This is a genomic window from Ruminococcus sp. AF20-12LB (assembly GCF_003478985.1).
Taxonomy (GTDB): domain Bacteria; phylum Bacillota; class Clostridia; order Lachnospirales; family Lachnospiraceae; genus Blautia_A.
The window spans coordinates 159,925-176,713 of record NZ_QUGH01000009.1 but is presented as its reverse complement, the minus strand read 5'-3'; the positions used below and the strand labels follow the sequence as shown (position 1 = coordinate 176,713).

Below are 16,789 nucleotides of genomic sequence, written 5' to 3'. Positions count from 1 at the left end.
TGCTTCAATTGCGAAAAGCAATAAGCAGTGGGTGGGGACTTGCTTGTATCAGGAGGAGTGCAAGCTCCTCCTGATAAACTGCGGAGCAGTTATTTGGTGTAGAGCTACGTAGCGAAGCGGATTGCGAATATCCGCTTGACGAAAAGTCTGTAAAAAAAGCCAGATGTTAAATACAACAGTGACATTAGGTTTCGGATGCGTAGAGAATTATGCTACGCTAATGATGGAACAGAAAGATATAGTAAATTTATGAAGCAGTTGTTTTTTGTACAGAATTGATTTCTGTGCAGAGAGCAGCTGCTTTTTGCATGCCATTCGTAAATCTGGAAATTTTTGAAAAAAGATAGTTTTATTTAACTTAACCAATTGACAAACAAAGAAAGTTATCTTAAAATAACATTGTTATTAAATAACGGCGTTATTGAATAAAGGAGACAATCATATGAGACCTGTAAATGAGAAACTGGCAGCAGATCTTCTGGAAGCAGGAAAGCAGGAATTTCTGGAAAAAGGATTTCAGGGAGCTTCCATGCGTGGGATCGCATCCAGACTGTCTGTGACCACAGGAGCACTGTACCGCTATTATCCAGACAAGGAATCTCTGTTTGATGTACTGGTGGAAGAACCGGCCAGAGTGCTGGAAGAGAGATACCGGGCGATCCAGAGAAACTTTGCAGATCAGCCGGTGAAGGACCAGGTGCAGACACTTCCGGAGGTGTCTGATGAAGGTCATTCCTGGATGGTGGAATATATTTATGATCATTTTGATGCATTTAAACTGATCGTATGCTGTTCTGCAGGAACCCGTTATGAACATTATCTGGACGTACTCACAGAGATCGAGGTTAATTCCAGCATTGTCCTTATGGAAAAAATGAAAGAGGCGGGTTATCAGCCGGAAGAACTGGATGAGAATCTGATCCATATGGTGGCGAGCAGCATGTTTAACGGCATGTTTGAAACGGTACGTCACGATATGCCCAGGGAAAAAGCCATTTCCTATATGAACAGCCTGCGGGAATTTTATTCTGCCGGATGGTTCCGGTTACTGGGAATCAGCGGATCGTGACAAAGCAGAAGAGTGTAGTGGAAGTCAGTTTAATTATCTGATATCTGCAAAAAGGAGTTGATACATATGGAAAAAAAGAAAGAACCATCTCCAATATCCGTCGTATGGGGATGGGCAGAAAAATATCACAGTAAATTTTATGGTTCAGTAGTTCTGGCTGTACTTGGTGTGGCAGGAACCATGGCTGCGTATTTCAGTATTGCGGCGATGATACGCATTCTTCTGGAAAATGGAGATTTCAGCCAGTGCCTGCCATGGTGCGGTCTTCTTCTGATCGGTTATCTGGTAAAGTCTGTGGGTTCTGCATGGTCCACGTCCATGTCCCATACAGCAACCTACTATACTCTGCGGGATATCCGTAAAAAAATGCTGGCCAAGCTTTCCAGAGTGCCAATGGGAACCATTCTGGATACTCCATCCGGACAGTATAAAACAACCATCGTAGACCGTGTGGAAGGGATGGAGCCCACGCTGGCCCATCTGATCCCGGAGATGACAGCCAACCTTCTGGTACCGGTTGCCATTGCAGTATATATTTTTGCACTGGACTGGAGAATGGGATTTGCTTCCCTTGTCACAACTGTGATCGGTATGGCCATCATGAGCCAGAGCGGAAAAACCTATGCAGTCCGCTGGGAAGGCGCAGTTGCAGTAGGAAAACGTATGGCAAATGCCATCATCGAGTATGTAGGCGGGATCCAGGTAGTAAAGGCTTTCAGCCAGTCCGCCGGATCTTATAAAAAATATTCCGGAGCAGTGGAAGAGAACGCACAGTACTATGTGGACTGGATGCATGACAACCAGAAATATATGTCCACCATGCAGACCTGGACGCCGTCCGTCCTGATCACCGTGCTGCCTGTAGGACTTCTTCTGTGGTCTCACGGCAGCCTTTCCGCTTCGGATTTTTTCACCATTATTGTCCTTTCCATGGGATTTGCGGGCCCGTTTCTGGCGGCTTTGTCCTTTGTGGATGAGCTTGCCATTGTGGGTGCCAACGTAAAAGAAATCAACGGTATCCTGGACAGCCCGGAACTGAACCGTCCGGAGGGAAAAACTTCTCTTTCTGATGAGAAGATCTGTCTGAAACAGGTATCCTTCAGCTATGGTAACCAGGATGAAAAAGTGCTGAAAGGCGTAAACCTTACCATCAACCCGGGAACAGTTACCGCACTGGTCGGACCATCCGGTTCCGGAAAATCCACCATTGCAAAACTGATCGCAGGTTTCTGGGATGTAACCGAAGGAAACATTACCCTTGGGGGAAAAGATATCAAAGAGATCCCTCTGGATCAGCTGAATCAGGAGATCGCCTATGTTTCCCAGGATAATTACCTGTTTGACCGTACCATCCGTGACAATATCCGTATGGGAAAATTAAATGCCACAGATGCGGAAGTGGAGGCAGTGGCAAAAGCTGCCGGATGTGACGGTTTTATCCGGAAGCTGGATAAAGGATATGATACCATCTGCGGCGAAGGCGGCGGACATCTTTCCGGAGGAGAGAAGCAGCGGATCTCCATTGCAAGAGCCATGCTGAAAAACGCGAAGATCGTGATCCTGGATGAGGCCACCGCAAGCATTGACCCGGAAAATGAGGCCATGATCCAGAAGGCCATCTCCGCACTGACAAAAGGTAAGACACTGATCGTGATCGCGCACCGTCTGGGAACCATCACCGATGCGGACAACATTGTAGTGGTTCAGGATGGTCATATTGAGGCACAGGGAACCCATGAGCAGCTGAAAGAAAACTGCCCGCTGTACAGCAGGATGTGGAATTCCTATCTGGGTGTCCGCGACGTGGCATAAGGGGGAAAGAGAAATGATCCGGATATTAAAAGAAATCATCGCCTTTTCAGGCAAAAAGAAAAAACTTTTTACAAAAGCCATGATCGTTTCCTTTATCGGAGCGGTCTTTGGAGCACTGCAGTTTCTGGCGCTGATGATGACGCTGGATATCATCGTAGGTGGGAAAGAAGCACATATTCTTCCGGTATTTGCAGTAATGCTGATCTCCATGCTGGGAAGGCAGGCCTGCTTTTACTATGCGACCAATGCGGAGACAGAAACCGGATATTTTATGGCAGCAGAGAAAAGAGTCCATATCGGAGACCGTCTGCGCTATATCCCAATGGGATTTTTTAATGACAACAGCCTCGGAAATATCACAGCAGTTGTTACTACTACACTTTCGGATGTGGAAAACAATGCGTCCAGATGTCTGGTCATTGTGATCGGAGGATTTTTAAATACTCTGGCTTTCTGTCTGGCGCTGTTTGTGATCGATGTGCGTCTTGGAGTGATCGCTATTATTGGTATTCTGGTTTACCTTGCAGTAACAGAATGCTCCACGGCAGCAACCGCAAAAACAGGCCCTGGAAGACAGCAGGCGCAGGAAGGACTGGTAAAATCTGTTCTGGAATATGTGCAGGGCATGAGCGTGGTAAAATCCTATGGTCTGGAAAAAGATAACGATCAGGCAGCAGCTAGGGCAGTGGATGACAGCTGCAAAAAAGCGCTGGCTCTGACAAGATCTGTGACACCGTGGATCGGTATCCGACAGGTAACTGCAAAGGTATTTGGCGCGGCGCTGGCAGTGGCAAGTCTTGTATTTTATTACAGTGGAAGCCTGGATCTTTCCAGATGTATCCTGATGCTGATCGCTTCCTTTATGGTATATCAGGAGCTGGAAAATGCAGGAAATATGTCCGACAATCTGCAGATGCTTGGGGAATCCATGCGGAAAGCAAATTCTATTGATGACACACCGACGATGGATACCGACGGCAGTGAAATCCGTCCGGAAGATGCATCTGTGGAATTTAAAAACGTAAGTTTCTCTTATGGTGACCGTAAGATCCTGGATGGCGTTTCCATCCAGATCCCGGCAGGAAGCACCACTGCGGTAGTAGGACCTTCCGGCGGCGGAAAAACTACGCTCTGCAATCTGATCGCCAGATTCTGGGATGTACAGGGCGGAGAGATTCTGGTAGGCTGCCACAATGTAAAGGAATACAAGCTGGACAGCCTGATGAAAAATATTTCCATGGTATTCCAGGATGTATATCTTTTTAATGACACCATCGAAAATAACATCCGCTTCGGAAAACAGGATGCCACCCATGAGGAAGTGGTAGAAGCTGCAAAAGCTGCCTGCTGCCACGATTTTATCATGTCCCTTCCGGAGGGTTACGATACGGTTCTCGGAGAAGGTGGTGGAACTCTTTCCGGTGGCGAAAAACAGCGGATTTCCATTGCAAGAGCCATGCTGAAAGATGCGCCGATCATTATCCTGGATGAGGCAACTGCAAGTGTGGACCCGGAAAATGAGGCGGAGCTGCAGAAGGCAATCGATGTGCTGATTCATAACAAGACCATTATCATGATTGCCCACAGACTGAAAACAGTCCGAAATGCGGACCAGATCCTGGTATTAAACGGAGGAAAGATCACCCAGAGAGGAACCCACGAGGAACTTTCCGCCCAGAGCGGCCTTTATGCAGATTTTATTCATGCAAGAGAAGAGGCAGCCAGCTGGAAACTGGCGTAAGGCAGATTTATGCCTGAGATAAAATAAGGGGTATTGCCGGCAGTTCTTAACGACTGCCGGCAAAATGGTGTTCAGGAGATGTTTACAATTCCGGGAGAAAGTGCTATATTACTAGAGTTTGTATTTTTAAACATAGGCAGGCGTTCATTTATCTACAACAGATAATCCAGAGAATGTCTGTTATTCTGTAGTAATATTGTATAAATATGGAGATTAGGAGTTGTAAATAATGATCGACCAGACACTTGCACAGGCTCTGCAAAAAGAAATTCCCATACTTACAGCCCAGATCCGCAGCCTTTATGCGGAATTTGATAAAAAATTTCATCTCAATGGAGCGAAGATTCCCATTACCTTTGGTATGGAGACAGATCTTCTGGGATCCTATACAAGAGGCAGTTACCACGAAAAAGAGCATTTTCATTTTTCCCTGCTGTTTATCGGCTACGCGGTAAAAAATCCTCTGAAAAAAGAGGACAGGCTGGACCTTTACAAACATGAATATGCCCATTATATGCAGCATAATTTTCACATTCCCCAAGAGTATCAGTGGCAGCACGGAACCCACGGAAGTGCCTGGAAATACTGCTGCTCCCTGACCGGCGCGGCGCCAACGCCATATTATAAGGCAGGGGAAGCCCTGATGAAACACGACTACGAGAAAAAGCTCCGAAGCCCAATCCATGACCGGACAGTAACAGTACGGGATACTTACCGGAGAAAGCAGCAGCATGAAAATACCCGGAACAGCATTGTGCGCTACGAGATCGGAGAAGATGTGAGCCATCCGAAATTCGGAACCGGAAACATTGAACATGTGGAGCAGCTTCCAGGCTCAGTAAGGCTTCATATCCGGTTTGGAGAAGAATTGAAAGTGATCGATCAGAAGTGGCTTCTCCGGACAAAATATAAATAGAACAAAATGGTATAAAAAAATCTCCAGCACAGAAAAACTGTGATCCGGAGATTTTTGAATTTTATAAATTCGATATTTTATTCAGAAACTTTCACAAACTGGCTGTTATAAAGATTCTGATAGAATCCGCCTTTTGCCATAAGTTCCTCGTGATTTCCCTGCTCAATGATACTTCCGTCTTTCATGACAAGGATCTCATCCGCATTACGGATAGTAGAGAGACGGTGGGCAACAATGAAGCTTGTTCTGCCCTGCATCATCCGGTCGAAGGCTTCCTGGATCAGCATTTCAGTACGGGTATCAATGCTGGAGGTTGCCTCGTCAAGGATCAGCATCGGTGGCAGGCACAGCATGACACGGGTGATACAGAGAAGCTGTTTCTGTCCCTGGCTTAAGCTGTCTTCATAGAGAATGGTATCCAGGCCATTTGGAAGACGGCGGATAAATTCCCAGCTGTGGGACATTTTTGCTGTCTGGATCACTTCCTCATCAGAAGCATCCGGTTTTCCGATACAGATGTTATCACGGACAGTTCCATGTTTGATCCAGGTATCCTGGAGAACCATGCCATAGCTTCCGCGGAGGGCATGTCTGGAAACTTCGGTGATTGGTTTTCCGTCTACGGAGATACTTCCGCCGGTGACGTCGTAGAAACGCATTAGCAGGTTGATAAAAGTTGTCTTACCACAGCCGGTAGGACCTACGATGGCGATTCGTCGGCCAGGCTCTGTGTGAAGGTTAAATCCTTCAATGAGAGGTTTGTCCTCTTCGTAGCGGAAAGAAATATTCTGGATATCTACGGCACCTTTTACATCATCAAGAGTTCCGGACGGGTCCGGGCTTTCCGGTTCTTCTTCCAGAAGGTCAAAGATCCTGGTAGCGCAGGCCAGAGCGTTCTGAAGCTCTGTAATCACGGAGCTGATATCATTAAATGGTTTCATGTACTGGTTAGCATAGGCCAACAGGACGGAAAGCCCACCTACCGTCAGATGACCGCCCGGGATCAGGAATGCACCTACAAGAGCTACACCTGCATAGATGATGTTGTTGACACATCGTGTGGACGGGTTGGTGAGACTGCTGTAAAAAACAGCTTTCTGGCTGGCATTTCGAAGCTCCTCGTTGATCGAAGCAAAACGCTCCGAAGAACGGTTCTCATAGCCAAATGCCTGAACCACTTTCTGATTTCCGATCATTTCCTCGATCAGTGCAGTCTGACGTCCACGGGCATCACTCTGTGCACGGAACATCTGGAAGGAATGGGAGGAGATGAATTTTGCCACAAAAAAGCTCACCGGTGTCAGGACAATGACCATCAGTGTGATCCACACGTTTTTGGAAAACATGAAGATCAAAGTTCCGATGATGGTGATGATACCGGAAAACAGCTGTGTAAATCCAAGGAGCATACCATCAGAAAGAATATCCGTATCCGCAATGACACGGCTGATGATATCACCGGTGCTGTGTCCGTCCAGGTAGGACAGCGGAAGTTTCTGGATATGGCGGATGGATTTCGCACGGATATCCTGTACTGTGCGGTAGGTCATACGGTTGTTGATGATGCTCATGACCCAGGTGGCAATACCGGAAAGCACGATCATGACAAGAATACGGGAAAGATAGAATCCCATTCTGCCAAAATCAACTTCATGGGCAGCAACCACCTCATCAATGGCATAGCCGAAAAGTACGGGAACATACAGCTGCAAAATTACGGTAACTGCGGCAAGGATTACACTTAAGACAAGAAGAAAACGGTATTTTCCGATAAAGCGGAGCACCTTGAAGAAGGTTGCCATGCTGTTTTTGTTCTGGGATTTTTTGTCTGTTTTGCTCATGCCAGGACCTCCTTTCCGGTTGCTTTTTCATATTTGATCCGTTCTTCCGGGAACTGTGAGAAAAAGATCTCACGGTAAGTTTCACAGGTGGAAACCAGCTCCTGGTGGGTCCCTTTTCCGGCGAGCTGGCCATCGTCCAGTACCAGGATCAGATCGGCCTGACGGATGCTGGCTGCTCTCTGGGATACCAGGAAGGTGGTGGTGTTTCCGCCAAGCTGGTGGAGGGATTTCCGAAGTGCCGCATCTGTGGCAAAGTCAAGAGCACTGGCACTGTCATCCAGGATCAGGATCTCAGGTTTTTTCACAAGAGCACGGGCGATGGTAAGACGCTGGCGCTGTCCTCCGGAAAGGTTCCGGCCGTTCTGCTCCAGGCGGAAATCCAGCTGTCCCTGTTTCTTTTCCACGATCTCACTGGCCTGGGCAGTAGTAAGAGCCTCCCACATTTCCTCATCTGTGGCATCTTCCCGTCCCCAGCTTAAGTTTTCACGGATGGTTCCCTGGAAAAGAGCTGCTTTCTGAGGAACCACGCCGATCTTTTCACGGAGCTCTTTCTGAGAGTAGGTCTGTACATTCTGGCCGTCAAGGGTGACGGTTCCACTGCTTGCGTCATAGAAACGGGCGATGAGATCCACAAGGGTGGATTTACCGCTTCCGGTACCGCCGATGATTCCAATGGTAGAGCCTTTTTTTGCGGAAAAAGTGATGTCCGAAAGGCTGGGTGCGCCGGTTCCTGCATAGGAGAAGGTCACATGGTCAAAAGCAACGGCACAGTCGTTCTTTGCAGCTGCCGGTGCGGAAGTTTTCTCCGGGTAAGTCATGGTGGAATCTACTTTCAGGATTCCGGCAACACGGTCTGCACAGGCCATGGATTTGTTCAGGGTGATGATCAGGGAAGCAAGTTTGATCAGCTCCACGATCATCTGTGCCATGTAGTTGTAAAGGGCAACGACTTCACCCTGTTGCATGTTTCCAAGATTGACCTGTACGCCTGCAGTCTGGATCAGGATCACGGTTGCGATATTGATCAGTACATAGGTGGCCGGATTTAAAAGTGCGGAGATTTTTCCCACAAACTCATTCAGCTTTGTGAGAGCAAGGTTACTTTCGTCAAACTCCGCAACTGCGTGATCTTCCCGGCAGAATGCACGGATCACACGGACACCGGTCAGGTTTTCTCTGGTAAGGCGTGTGACAGTATCCAGGCGTCCCTGTACTTTTTTGAAAAGAGGGATACTTAAGAACATGATCACAAAGACAACCAGGAACAGTACCGGGATGGCAACTACGAAGATCAGCGCACAGCGCACGTTGATGGTAAAGGCCATCATCATGGCACCGAAAACAATGAACGGGCTTCGAAGAAGAAGACGAAGGCCCATGTTTACACCGTTCTGTACCTGGTTTACATCGTCAGTCAGACGGGTGATCAGGGTATCGGTTCCAAGGGTATCCAGCTCCGTATAGGAAAGCTTCTGGATGTGGTCAAAGACTGCCTGGCGTACTTCTGTGGCAAAACCTACGCTGGCTTTTGCCGCAAAAAACTGGGCCGTGATGCTGACTGCCAGTCCTGCGGCTGCCATCAGTATCAGGATAAAGAATTTCTGTACGATGTAGCCGTGATCGTTATGGGCAATACCCACATCAATGATCTGGGCGATGACGATAGGCACCAGCAGGTCAAACACAACTTCCAGAAACTTGAAAAAAGGAGCCAGAATGCTTTCTTTTTTGTAGTTTCGAAGATATTTTGCGAGTGTTCGCATTTCTTTTTCTTTCCTCCATTTCCTTTTTATTACAATAAACCTCTGTTATTATACTCCCTCCGGGATGATACGTATAATATTGTTTTTAATGTATTATAATATAAAAATTATATTGAAGAAAACGTGAGTTTATGGGAAGATGATCATAGTATCTGCAAAAATGAAAAAATCATTAGTATGCAGTACAGAAGAATATAGATTGCGAATATCCGCTTGACACAAAGACAGAGAGTGTTTGATGCGGATCATCCGGGAACGGAATGCGGAAATTACAGAAATTATTATATGCAATTAAAAGGAGAAGGATATGGAGATCAGACAGTTGGAATATTTTCATGAGATCGCGGCAACGGGAAGTATCCATGAAGCCGCAAGAAGGCTGAACATGTCCCAGCCGCCCTTAAGCTACCAGATCAAACAGCTGGAAGCAGAGCTGAATGTGAAGCTTTTTGAGCGGACCAGGGCAGGGGTGACACTGACAGAAGCGGGAAAGCTTCTTTATGACAGGACAGAGAATATTTTGAGCTACGTTCGTTCCACAGAACTGGAAGTATCCAAAGCAGGGAAAAAACAGGTTTTACGTATCGGGATCACGCCAACCACAGTGACCACTATTATGCCTTATATTTCCAGATTTTCCAGGGAAAATTGTGATGTAAATTTTGAGGTAAGGGATGCGATCACCTTTACACTTCTGAATTATCTGATGGATGGGATCATTGATGTTTCGGTAGTGCGTACACCTATCAAGCTGGAAGGTTTAAATTATCTGGAACTGGATGAGGAACCCATGATCGCGGTCCTTCCTCCGGAGATCCCGGAAAATGAGACAAAAAAAGAGGGCATCAGCCTTAAAGAGCTGACCGGATGCCCTCTCATTATTTACCGGCGGTACGAAGAATTTCTGATGAAAGCTTTTGGAGAAAAAAATCTCCAGCCGGATATTTTCTGTGTCTGCGACGATCCCAGAGATGCCATGCTCTGGGTGCAGGAAGGTCTTGCAACCGCCGTTTTTCCAAGATCCATGGAAGATCTCTGTACAGATCTTCCGATCCGCATCATTGAAGAAGAGAAGCTGAAGACCAGGATCCTTCTTGCCTGGAAAAAGGATCGCAGGCCTTCTGCCGTGATGCAGGATTTTATCAATATCTGTGAGAAATATGCAGGAAACCCTGCAATCTGATCATGGACCTGGAAAGGGGATGTATGCAGAAATCAGTCTTTGAGATGCTCTTCCTTCCAGTGCTTCCATTTCTGAACAGCTTCCGGATTCTGCTTTTCCAGCCGTTCTTCCAGCTTTTTCCGGCGCTGTTCCAGCCGTTCCAGGACTTCCGGATGCTCAGCAAGGATTTTTTCTTTCAGCTTGCCACGGCGCTTTTCCAGAAGCTGAAGGATCAGTTTCCGGTCGGAAGTTAATTCTTCAGGCAGCTCATCCATATGTAATTCAATTCTTCGAAGCAGTTCATCCTCATCCAGAACACCCAGCCCATGCCAGTTATCCAGAAGCTCTTCCAGACCTTCTTCGGAGAGACGTTGGATATCCGGGATCTGGTGCAGCTGTTCGATAATGTGATGGACAGATTCTTCAATCTCTTTTACTGCATCGTCACCAAAAGCCCAGGCGAACTCTTCCAGGGTATTTTCTTCCTCTGCCGGAAGAAAAGCAATACTGCGGCGCAGAAGCTTTGTCTCGTCTTCCTTTGGAACATCCAGCTCATAAGGAGCTTCGATCCCTGCGTCATGCAGAGCAGCAAGAATGGTACGGCGGACCATACCGTCCTTGATCATATGCCCGATGCCGAACTGACGCAGCTGGTCATTGATCTGGGTAGAATGCTCTGTGAGGTAAAAACGGATCCCACGTTTTTTCAAGCTTGCGGAGATGGCATCCAGGCGGTCTGCTGCTGTGACATCAATGCTGTTGATAGCACTGGCATCTACGATCACCACCCTGGTGTCTTTTTGGATGCTGTTCTCAATATCTTCCTGAAAAATCTTTATATTTGCAAAAAAAAGGTTTTCACTGAAACGGTAGATCACAACGCCTTTAATAGGGTAGGCGAAACGGTTTCTGGACAGATCAAAATAAGCATCTCTTCCAGGGATCATACCACGGAAGGAGCGCGGCGGGTTGGTGGCCTTCAGAATCACAGCTACGAAAGAGAGCAGGATACCAATGATAACCCCATAAATGGTTCCGAGACAGAGTACACTGAAACCGGCAGCCATGAAGATGTAGAATTCTGTACGGCTTACTTTGAAAAGACGTACAGCCAGATGGGTTTCCACCACATCCATCAAAGCAGAGATCACTATGGCTGTCAGTACAGGAACCGGAAGATATCCGATAAAACCGGTGCCGGAAAGAAGGATCAGAGCCATGGTGATCCCGGCAGTGATGGAAACCGCCTGAGATTTTCCACCGTACTGTTCATTGAGGGAGGTGCGGGAGATACTGCCGTTTACCGGGCAGCAGCCTACTGCGGCGGCAGCAATATTTCCGGCGGCACAGGCCAGGATTTCCTGACGGTCGTTCAGCTTATAATCATTGCGGAACGCAAAAGTATTTTCTGCAAGAAGAGTTTCTGCCATAATGACAACGGCAACCATAAGACCGCGGCCTGCCGCCTGGGTCAGATCAACATTTCCGAAATCCGGGATCATCAGGGAGGGAAGCCCACGTTCTACAGACTGCAGGAGGACTACGCCTTTTTCGTCTACATGAAAAACAATAGTGGAAAGAACACCCAGAGCCATAATAACGATGGCCATGGGGAATTTCGGTGCCAGCTTTTTAAATGCGCGGATCAGCAACAGAGTACCAAGCCCCATGAAGAGGGAAAGCCAGCTGATATTTTTGGCGGCAGCAAAAATATGCTCTGCCAGTTCCAGGAGTTCTCCGGATCCTGCAGGACTTCCCATAAGTTTCGGGATCTGCATCAGGATGATGGTAACTGCGATACCGCTGATAAAACCGCCCATAACAGGTGTGGAGATAAAGTCCACGATCTTATCTGCGTGGAGCAGAAAAAAGATAAACAGCCACAGACCTGCAAAAAGTGCGATGGCAGGAACATAATCCATGGCAGCTTCCGATTCAGCAGCAATACTCAGAGTAGACAGTGCACCGCCTACAATAGCAGCGGGGGCAGCATCAACTCCGAATATAAACTGTCTTGAAGTGGAAAATAGAGCAAACAAAAGGATCGGCAGAACAGAACCGTACAGTCCGTATACCGCGGGGATCCCGGAAATCTGGGCATATCCCATAGAAATAGGGATGGAAACAGCTGCTATGATGATGCCGGAGAAAATATCTTTGGGAAGGTATTCCTTCCGATATCCACGCAGCGTGGAAAACAGGGAAAGTTTCATATAGTCACATCCTTTTCTGAAAAATATTTTCTATTATATACCAAAGAGAGTCTGCAGGAAAGAAGCAAAGCAAAGGTTCCGGGTGAAAAATCGTGGACAAAGAATAACTGCCATATTATAATAAATGCGAAATTGCAGTAACCGTAAGAGAATACAGGCTGCAAAACTGATAAATCATCAATCATCAGGAAAGGTTAAGATATAAATGAAAAAAGCGATCATAGCAATGAGCGGCGGTGTAGACAGCTCCGTGGCAGCTCTTTTGACAAAGGAATCCGGTGACGAGTGCATCGGCGCTACCATGAAACTTTACAACAACGAAGATATCGGTGTCCGCAGGGAAAAGACCTGCTGTTCCCTGGACGATGTTGAGGATGCCAGAAGTGTAGCCTATCAGATGGATATGCCTTACTACGTGTTCAATTTTACCGCAGATTTCCATACAGAGGTTATGGACAGGTTTGTGGAGGCCTACGAAAACGGCTGCACACCCAATCCATGTATCGACTGTAACCGATATTTGAAATTTGATAAAATGTTCCACCGTATGCAGGAGATCGGCTACGATTATATTGTAACCGGACATTATGCAAGAGTGGAGTACGATGAGAAACGAGGCCGCTACCTTCTGAAAAAAGCAGTGGACGATACAAAGGATCAGTCATACGTTCTCTATATGTTGACCCAGGAACAGCTGGCACATGTAAAGCTTCCGCTTGGAGGTCTCCGGAAGGACCAGGTCCGTGTCATTGCCGAAAAACATGGCTTTATCAATGCCAGAAAGCATGACAGTCAGGATATCTGTTTTGTCCCGGACGGCGACTATGCGAAATTTATTGAAAAGTATACAGGTAAAAAAACACCTGAGGGTGATTTTGTAGATAAAGAGGGAAACTATATCGGACGCCATAAGGGAATCATCCATTACACGATCGGCCAGCGTCGCGGTCTTGGCATTCCGGCAGCCAGTCGTCTTTATGTCTGTGAAATCTCTCCGAAGACCAATACGGTAGTTCTCGGGGACAACGCAGATCTTTTCAGCAGTGAACTTGAGGCAGACAGTGTAAATCTGATTTCTGTGGACAGTTTAACTGAGCCGAAAAGAGTGACTGCCAAGATCCGTTACCGTCACAAAGAGCAGCCTGCCACTGCATGGCAGACACCGGATGGTATCCTTCATGTGAAATTTGATGAACCGCAGAGAGCCATCACAAAAGGTCAGGCTGTGGTGATGTATGACGGAGATGAGGTTGTAGGTGGTGGCGTTATAAATAAAATCTATAGCCAGTCATAAATAAAGGTGAGAACCTAAACAGATAAATCCCATTGACATACTAGGAAAATGGTGATATGATTGCATCATCAAAAAACGGAGCACACAAAACAAGGTGAGCAACGTGATGATCAGGAGGAAATCATGAAGGTTTTACAGAAGTCAACAAGGGTGTTTATCGAAGAAAAGCGAATGTGTTGTTGTCGCTGATAAGCAGATGATCATAAGATAAGAAATTACTATTTTATCGAATATAAGAATAAAAGAAAAGAGGACAAACACATGAGCAAAATTACAAGAGATCAGAGAAAATTCAAATTTGAAACATTACAGCTTCACGTAGGACAGGAACAGCCGGATCCGGTTACAGATGCAAGAGCAGTACCGATCTACCAGACTTCTTCCTATGTATTCCGCAACTGCGATCATGCAGCAGCACGCTTCGGACTTGCAGATGCCGGTAACATTTACGGACGTCTTACAAACCCGACAGAGGACGTATTCGAGAAGAGGATCGCAGCACTTGAGGGTGGTTCCGCAGCACTTGCAGTAGCATCCGGCGCAGCAGCTATCACATACACAATCGAGAACCTTGCACAGCAGGGAGATCATATTGTAGCAGCCAAAAATATTTACGGCGGTACAACAAACCTTCTGGAGCATACGCTTCCGGCATACGGAATCACAACAACATTTGTTGATGTATTCAATCTCGAGGAAGTGGAGAATGCGATTCAGGAGAACACAAAAGCTGTTTATATTGAGACTCTTGGAAATCCAAATTCTGATGTTGTAGATATTGAGGCTCTTGCAAAAATTGCTCACAAACATAAAATTCCGCTTGTTGTAGATAATACATTTGCAACACCATACCTCGTAAGACCGATTGAGTACGGCGCAGATATCGTTGTTCATTCCGCAACAAAATTCATCGGTGGCCACGGAACTACTATTGGTGGTGTGATCGTAGAGAGTGGTAAGTTCGACTGGGAGGCATCCGGTAAATTTACATCTCTTACAGAGCCAAACCCAAGCTATCATGGCGTAAGCTTCACAAAAGCATGCGGACCGGCTGCATTTGTTACAAAGATTCGTGCGATTCTTCTTCGTGACACAGGAGCAACAATTTCTCCGGTGAGCTCTTTTATCTTCCTTCAGGGACTTGAGACACTGTCACTCCGTGTAGAGCGTCATGTTGAGAACGCACTGAAGGTTGTACAGTATCTGAATGCTCATCCACAGGTAGAGAAGGTTCATCATCCGTCTGTATCCGCAGATCCAAGCCAGCAGGAGCTTTATAAGAAGTATTTCCCCAACGGCGGCGGTTCCATCTTTACATTCGAGATCAAAGGAGATGCGCAGAAGGCAAAGGATTTCATTGATAACCTTGAACTGTTCTCACTTCTTGCAAACGTTGCAGATGTGAAATCCCTTGTTATCCATCCGGCTACTACAACACACAGCCAGTGCACAGAGGAAGAGCTTCTTGATCAGGGAATCAAGCCAAACACGATCCGTCTTTCCATCGGAACTGAGAATATCGATGATATCATCCAGGATCTTGATGAGGCATTCAAGGCTGTCCAGTAAATAAGACAATTGAATAAGAAGAACACCTTCTGAAATCAATAGCACAGAAAAATCTGCCCCGGGATATATGAGAATATAGTCCCGGGGCAGATTTTTTTGTGTTTTTTCAGGCGGATCCCGATGCCACAAGTTCTTCTAATGTTCCAAATGTATATTCCATCTTTTCCCATTTTGTCAGCAGCTCATCCAGAATGGAAGCATTGGTGGAAGAGGTGCTGTGCAGCAGCACGATGGCACCCGGGTGGATCCGTCCCAGAAGCTTTTCAAAAGCTTCTTCTTTCGAAGGCTGATTATCCTGATACCAGTCCACATAAGCCAGACTCCAGAAAAAAGTGTGATATCCAAGCTCTTTTGCCATTTCTAAGTTTTTCGTGCTGTAGATGCCCTGGGGCGGCCGGTAAAATTTTGTCATTTTTTTCCCAGTGGCTTCCTTATAAAGAACCTCCACATCTTCAAGCTGCTTCTGAAAGGCTTCCTTTGTGGAGATGCCGGACATATCCGGGTGTGTCATGGTGTGGTTGCCTATGGTATGGCCTGCATCTACGATCTCACGGATCAGTTCCGGTTTTTCACGGATCAGAGTCCCCACAACAAAAAATGTGGCATGCACCTGATGCTTATGTAAGGCATTCAGAATGGCAGGCATATTTCCATTGTCATAGCCTGCGTCAAAGGTAAGATATATTTTTTTCTCATCGGTATCGGCTGCATACCAGGCATTGTATTTTTTTAATTCTTCAATAGAAGAGTTTCCTGTGGGTCGTTTGCCTTCTTCCTGAAAACCGAGTCCCCAGTTTTCGTTTTGGAATGTCATAGAAGCAGAAGAGGTCTGGCTGTTTTTGGCAGAATTCGGATCGGATCGTGGGTCGGAAGTAAAATGAGAATAGATCTTTCCTGCAAGACTGCCAAGAGCAAAAGCCATGACAAAGAAAAAAATAAGACGGTAGATGTGTTTTTGTTTCATGGGAACCTCAGAGAAAGTGGAGTTATTAATATGTTTATGAACACGAAGCAGAAGATATGAAAGCAGAAGATCATGAGATCATGTCTGTGAGACAGAGGTTAAAATAAGTAAAAAATAAGAGTCATCAGCGATGGATTTCTTCTGCCGATGACTCTTTTAATTTTCATTATCCAATGGAATATACCTCTCATTTCTTAGATTTAAAACTTATACGGAATTAAAATTTACGTTCTCGGTGGTCCGTACCTCCTTGTTTTAATTATAATGGAAAATCTTTAAATCTTCTGGTGGACTGTACCTCTCTTTCTTAGATTATGGGAAGTAAGTTATGTTTTCGGTGGGTTCACGCTCCTTTTTGATTTAGTTTTTTGTTTTCCGTTTGTTTTATTTGATGGTTAAACTATAACAGATAAAATAGATATTGTCAATACTGAATTTGAAAAAT

11 protein-coding genes are annotated in these 16,789 nt (G+C 46.2%); 7 read left to right on the top strand and 4 right to left on the bottom strand.

What is annotated here, in order from left to right; translation table 11 throughout:
• Positions 1-442: 442 nt before the first annotated feature.
• The 4 genes from DWX61_RS12655 to DWX61_RS12640 all read left to right on the top strand — a co-directional run bounded on the left by DWX61_RS12655 (position 443) and on the right by DWX61_RS12640 (position 5,538).
• Positions 443-1,069, top strand: a complete 627-nt coding sequence (locus DWX61_RS12655; protein ID WP_118625648.1) for a TetR/AcrR family transcriptional regulator — start codon at positions 443-445, stop codon at positions 1,067-1,069.
• A 66-nt stretch (positions 1,070-1,135) separates the two neighbouring features.
• Positions 1,136-2,881 carry an ABC transporter ATP-binding protein gene (locus tag DWX61_RS12650; protein WP_118625646.1) on the top strand — a complete coding sequence of 582 codons (1,746 nt, stop codon included), beginning with the start codon at positions 1,136-1,138 and terminating at the stop codon, positions 2,879-2,881.
• 13 nt (positions 2,882-2,894) lie between these two features.
• Positions 2,895-4,622 carry an ABC transporter ATP-binding protein gene (locus tag DWX61_RS12645; RefSeq protein ID WP_118625644.1) on the top strand — a complete coding sequence of 576 codons (1,728 nt, stop codon included), beginning with the start codon at positions 2,895-2,897 and terminating at the stop codon, positions 4,620-4,622.
• A gap of 229 nt (positions 4,623-4,851) precedes the next feature.
• Positions 4,852-5,538, top strand: a complete 687-nt coding sequence (locus DWX61_RS12640; RefSeq protein ID WP_182433999.1) for a hypothetical protein — start codon at positions 4,852-4,854, stop codon at positions 5,536-5,538.
• A gap of 77 nt (positions 5,539-5,615) precedes the next feature.
• Here DWX61_RS12640 and DWX61_RS12635 read toward each other — a convergent pair whose 3' ends face one another.
• Together DWX61_RS12635 and DWX61_RS12630 are read right to left on the bottom strand one after the other, a co-directional pair.
• The gene (locus DWX61_RS12635; protein WP_118625640.1) at positions 5,616-7,379 is read right to left on the bottom strand and encodes an ABC transporter ATP-binding protein; all 1,764 of its coding nucleotides are present in this window, start codon (positions 7,377-7,379) and stop codon (positions 5,616-5,618) included.
• Positions 7,376-9,142 (bottom strand): ABC transporter ATP-binding protein, encoded by a 1,767-nt coding sequence (locus DWX61_RS12630; RefSeq protein WP_118625638.1) that lies wholly within the window; start codon positions 9,140-9,142, stop codon positions 7,376-7,378. The genes DWX61_RS12635 and DWX61_RS12630 overlap by 4 nt, the downstream gene beginning before the upstream one ends.
• A 307-nt stretch (positions 9,143-9,449) precedes the next feature.
• Between DWX61_RS12630 and DWX61_RS12625 the strand changes: the two genes are divergently transcribed.
• Complete coding sequence (locus tag DWX61_RS12625) at positions 9,450-10,325, top strand: LysR family transcriptional regulator (protein WP_118625635.1); 876 nt, start codon at positions 9,450-9,452, stop codon at positions 10,323-10,325.
• A gap of 32 nt (positions 10,326-10,357) precedes the next feature.
• On the opposite strand, the gene DWX61_RS12620 is transcribed toward DWX61_RS12625, so the two are convergent.
• Complete coding sequence (locus tag DWX61_RS12620; protein ID WP_118625633.1) at positions 10,358-12,517, bottom strand: SulP family inorganic anion transporter; 2,160 nt, start codon at positions 12,515-12,517, stop codon at positions 10,358-10,360.
• A gap of 205 nt (positions 12,518-12,722) precedes the next feature.
• Between DWX61_RS12620 and mnmA the strand changes: the two genes are divergently transcribed.
• Positions 12,723-13,811: a tRNA 2-thiouridine(34) synthase MnmA gene (gene mnmA / locus DWX61_RS12615; protein WP_118625631.1), complete on the top strand. Its 1,089-nt coding sequence runs from the start codon at positions 12,723-12,725 to the stop codon at positions 13,809-13,811.
• A 261-nt stretch (positions 13,812-14,072) separates the two neighbouring features.
• Positions 14,073-15,380, top strand: a complete 1,308-nt coding sequence (locus DWX61_RS12610; RefSeq protein ID WP_118515923.1) for an O-acetylhomoserine aminocarboxypropyltransferase/cysteine synthase family protein — start codon at positions 14,073-14,075, stop codon at positions 15,378-15,380.
• Positions 15,381-15,486: 106 nt separating this feature from the next.
• Here the strand turns inward: DWX61_RS12610 and DWX61_RS12605 are convergent, their stop codons facing one another.
• Positions 15,487-16,344, bottom strand: coding sequence for a polysaccharide deacetylase family protein (locus tag DWX61_RS12605; RefSeq protein ID WP_118625629.1), 858 nt, complete (start codon positions 16,342-16,344; stop codon positions 15,487-15,489).
• Between the last annotated feature and the right edge of the window lie 445 nt (positions 16,345-16,789).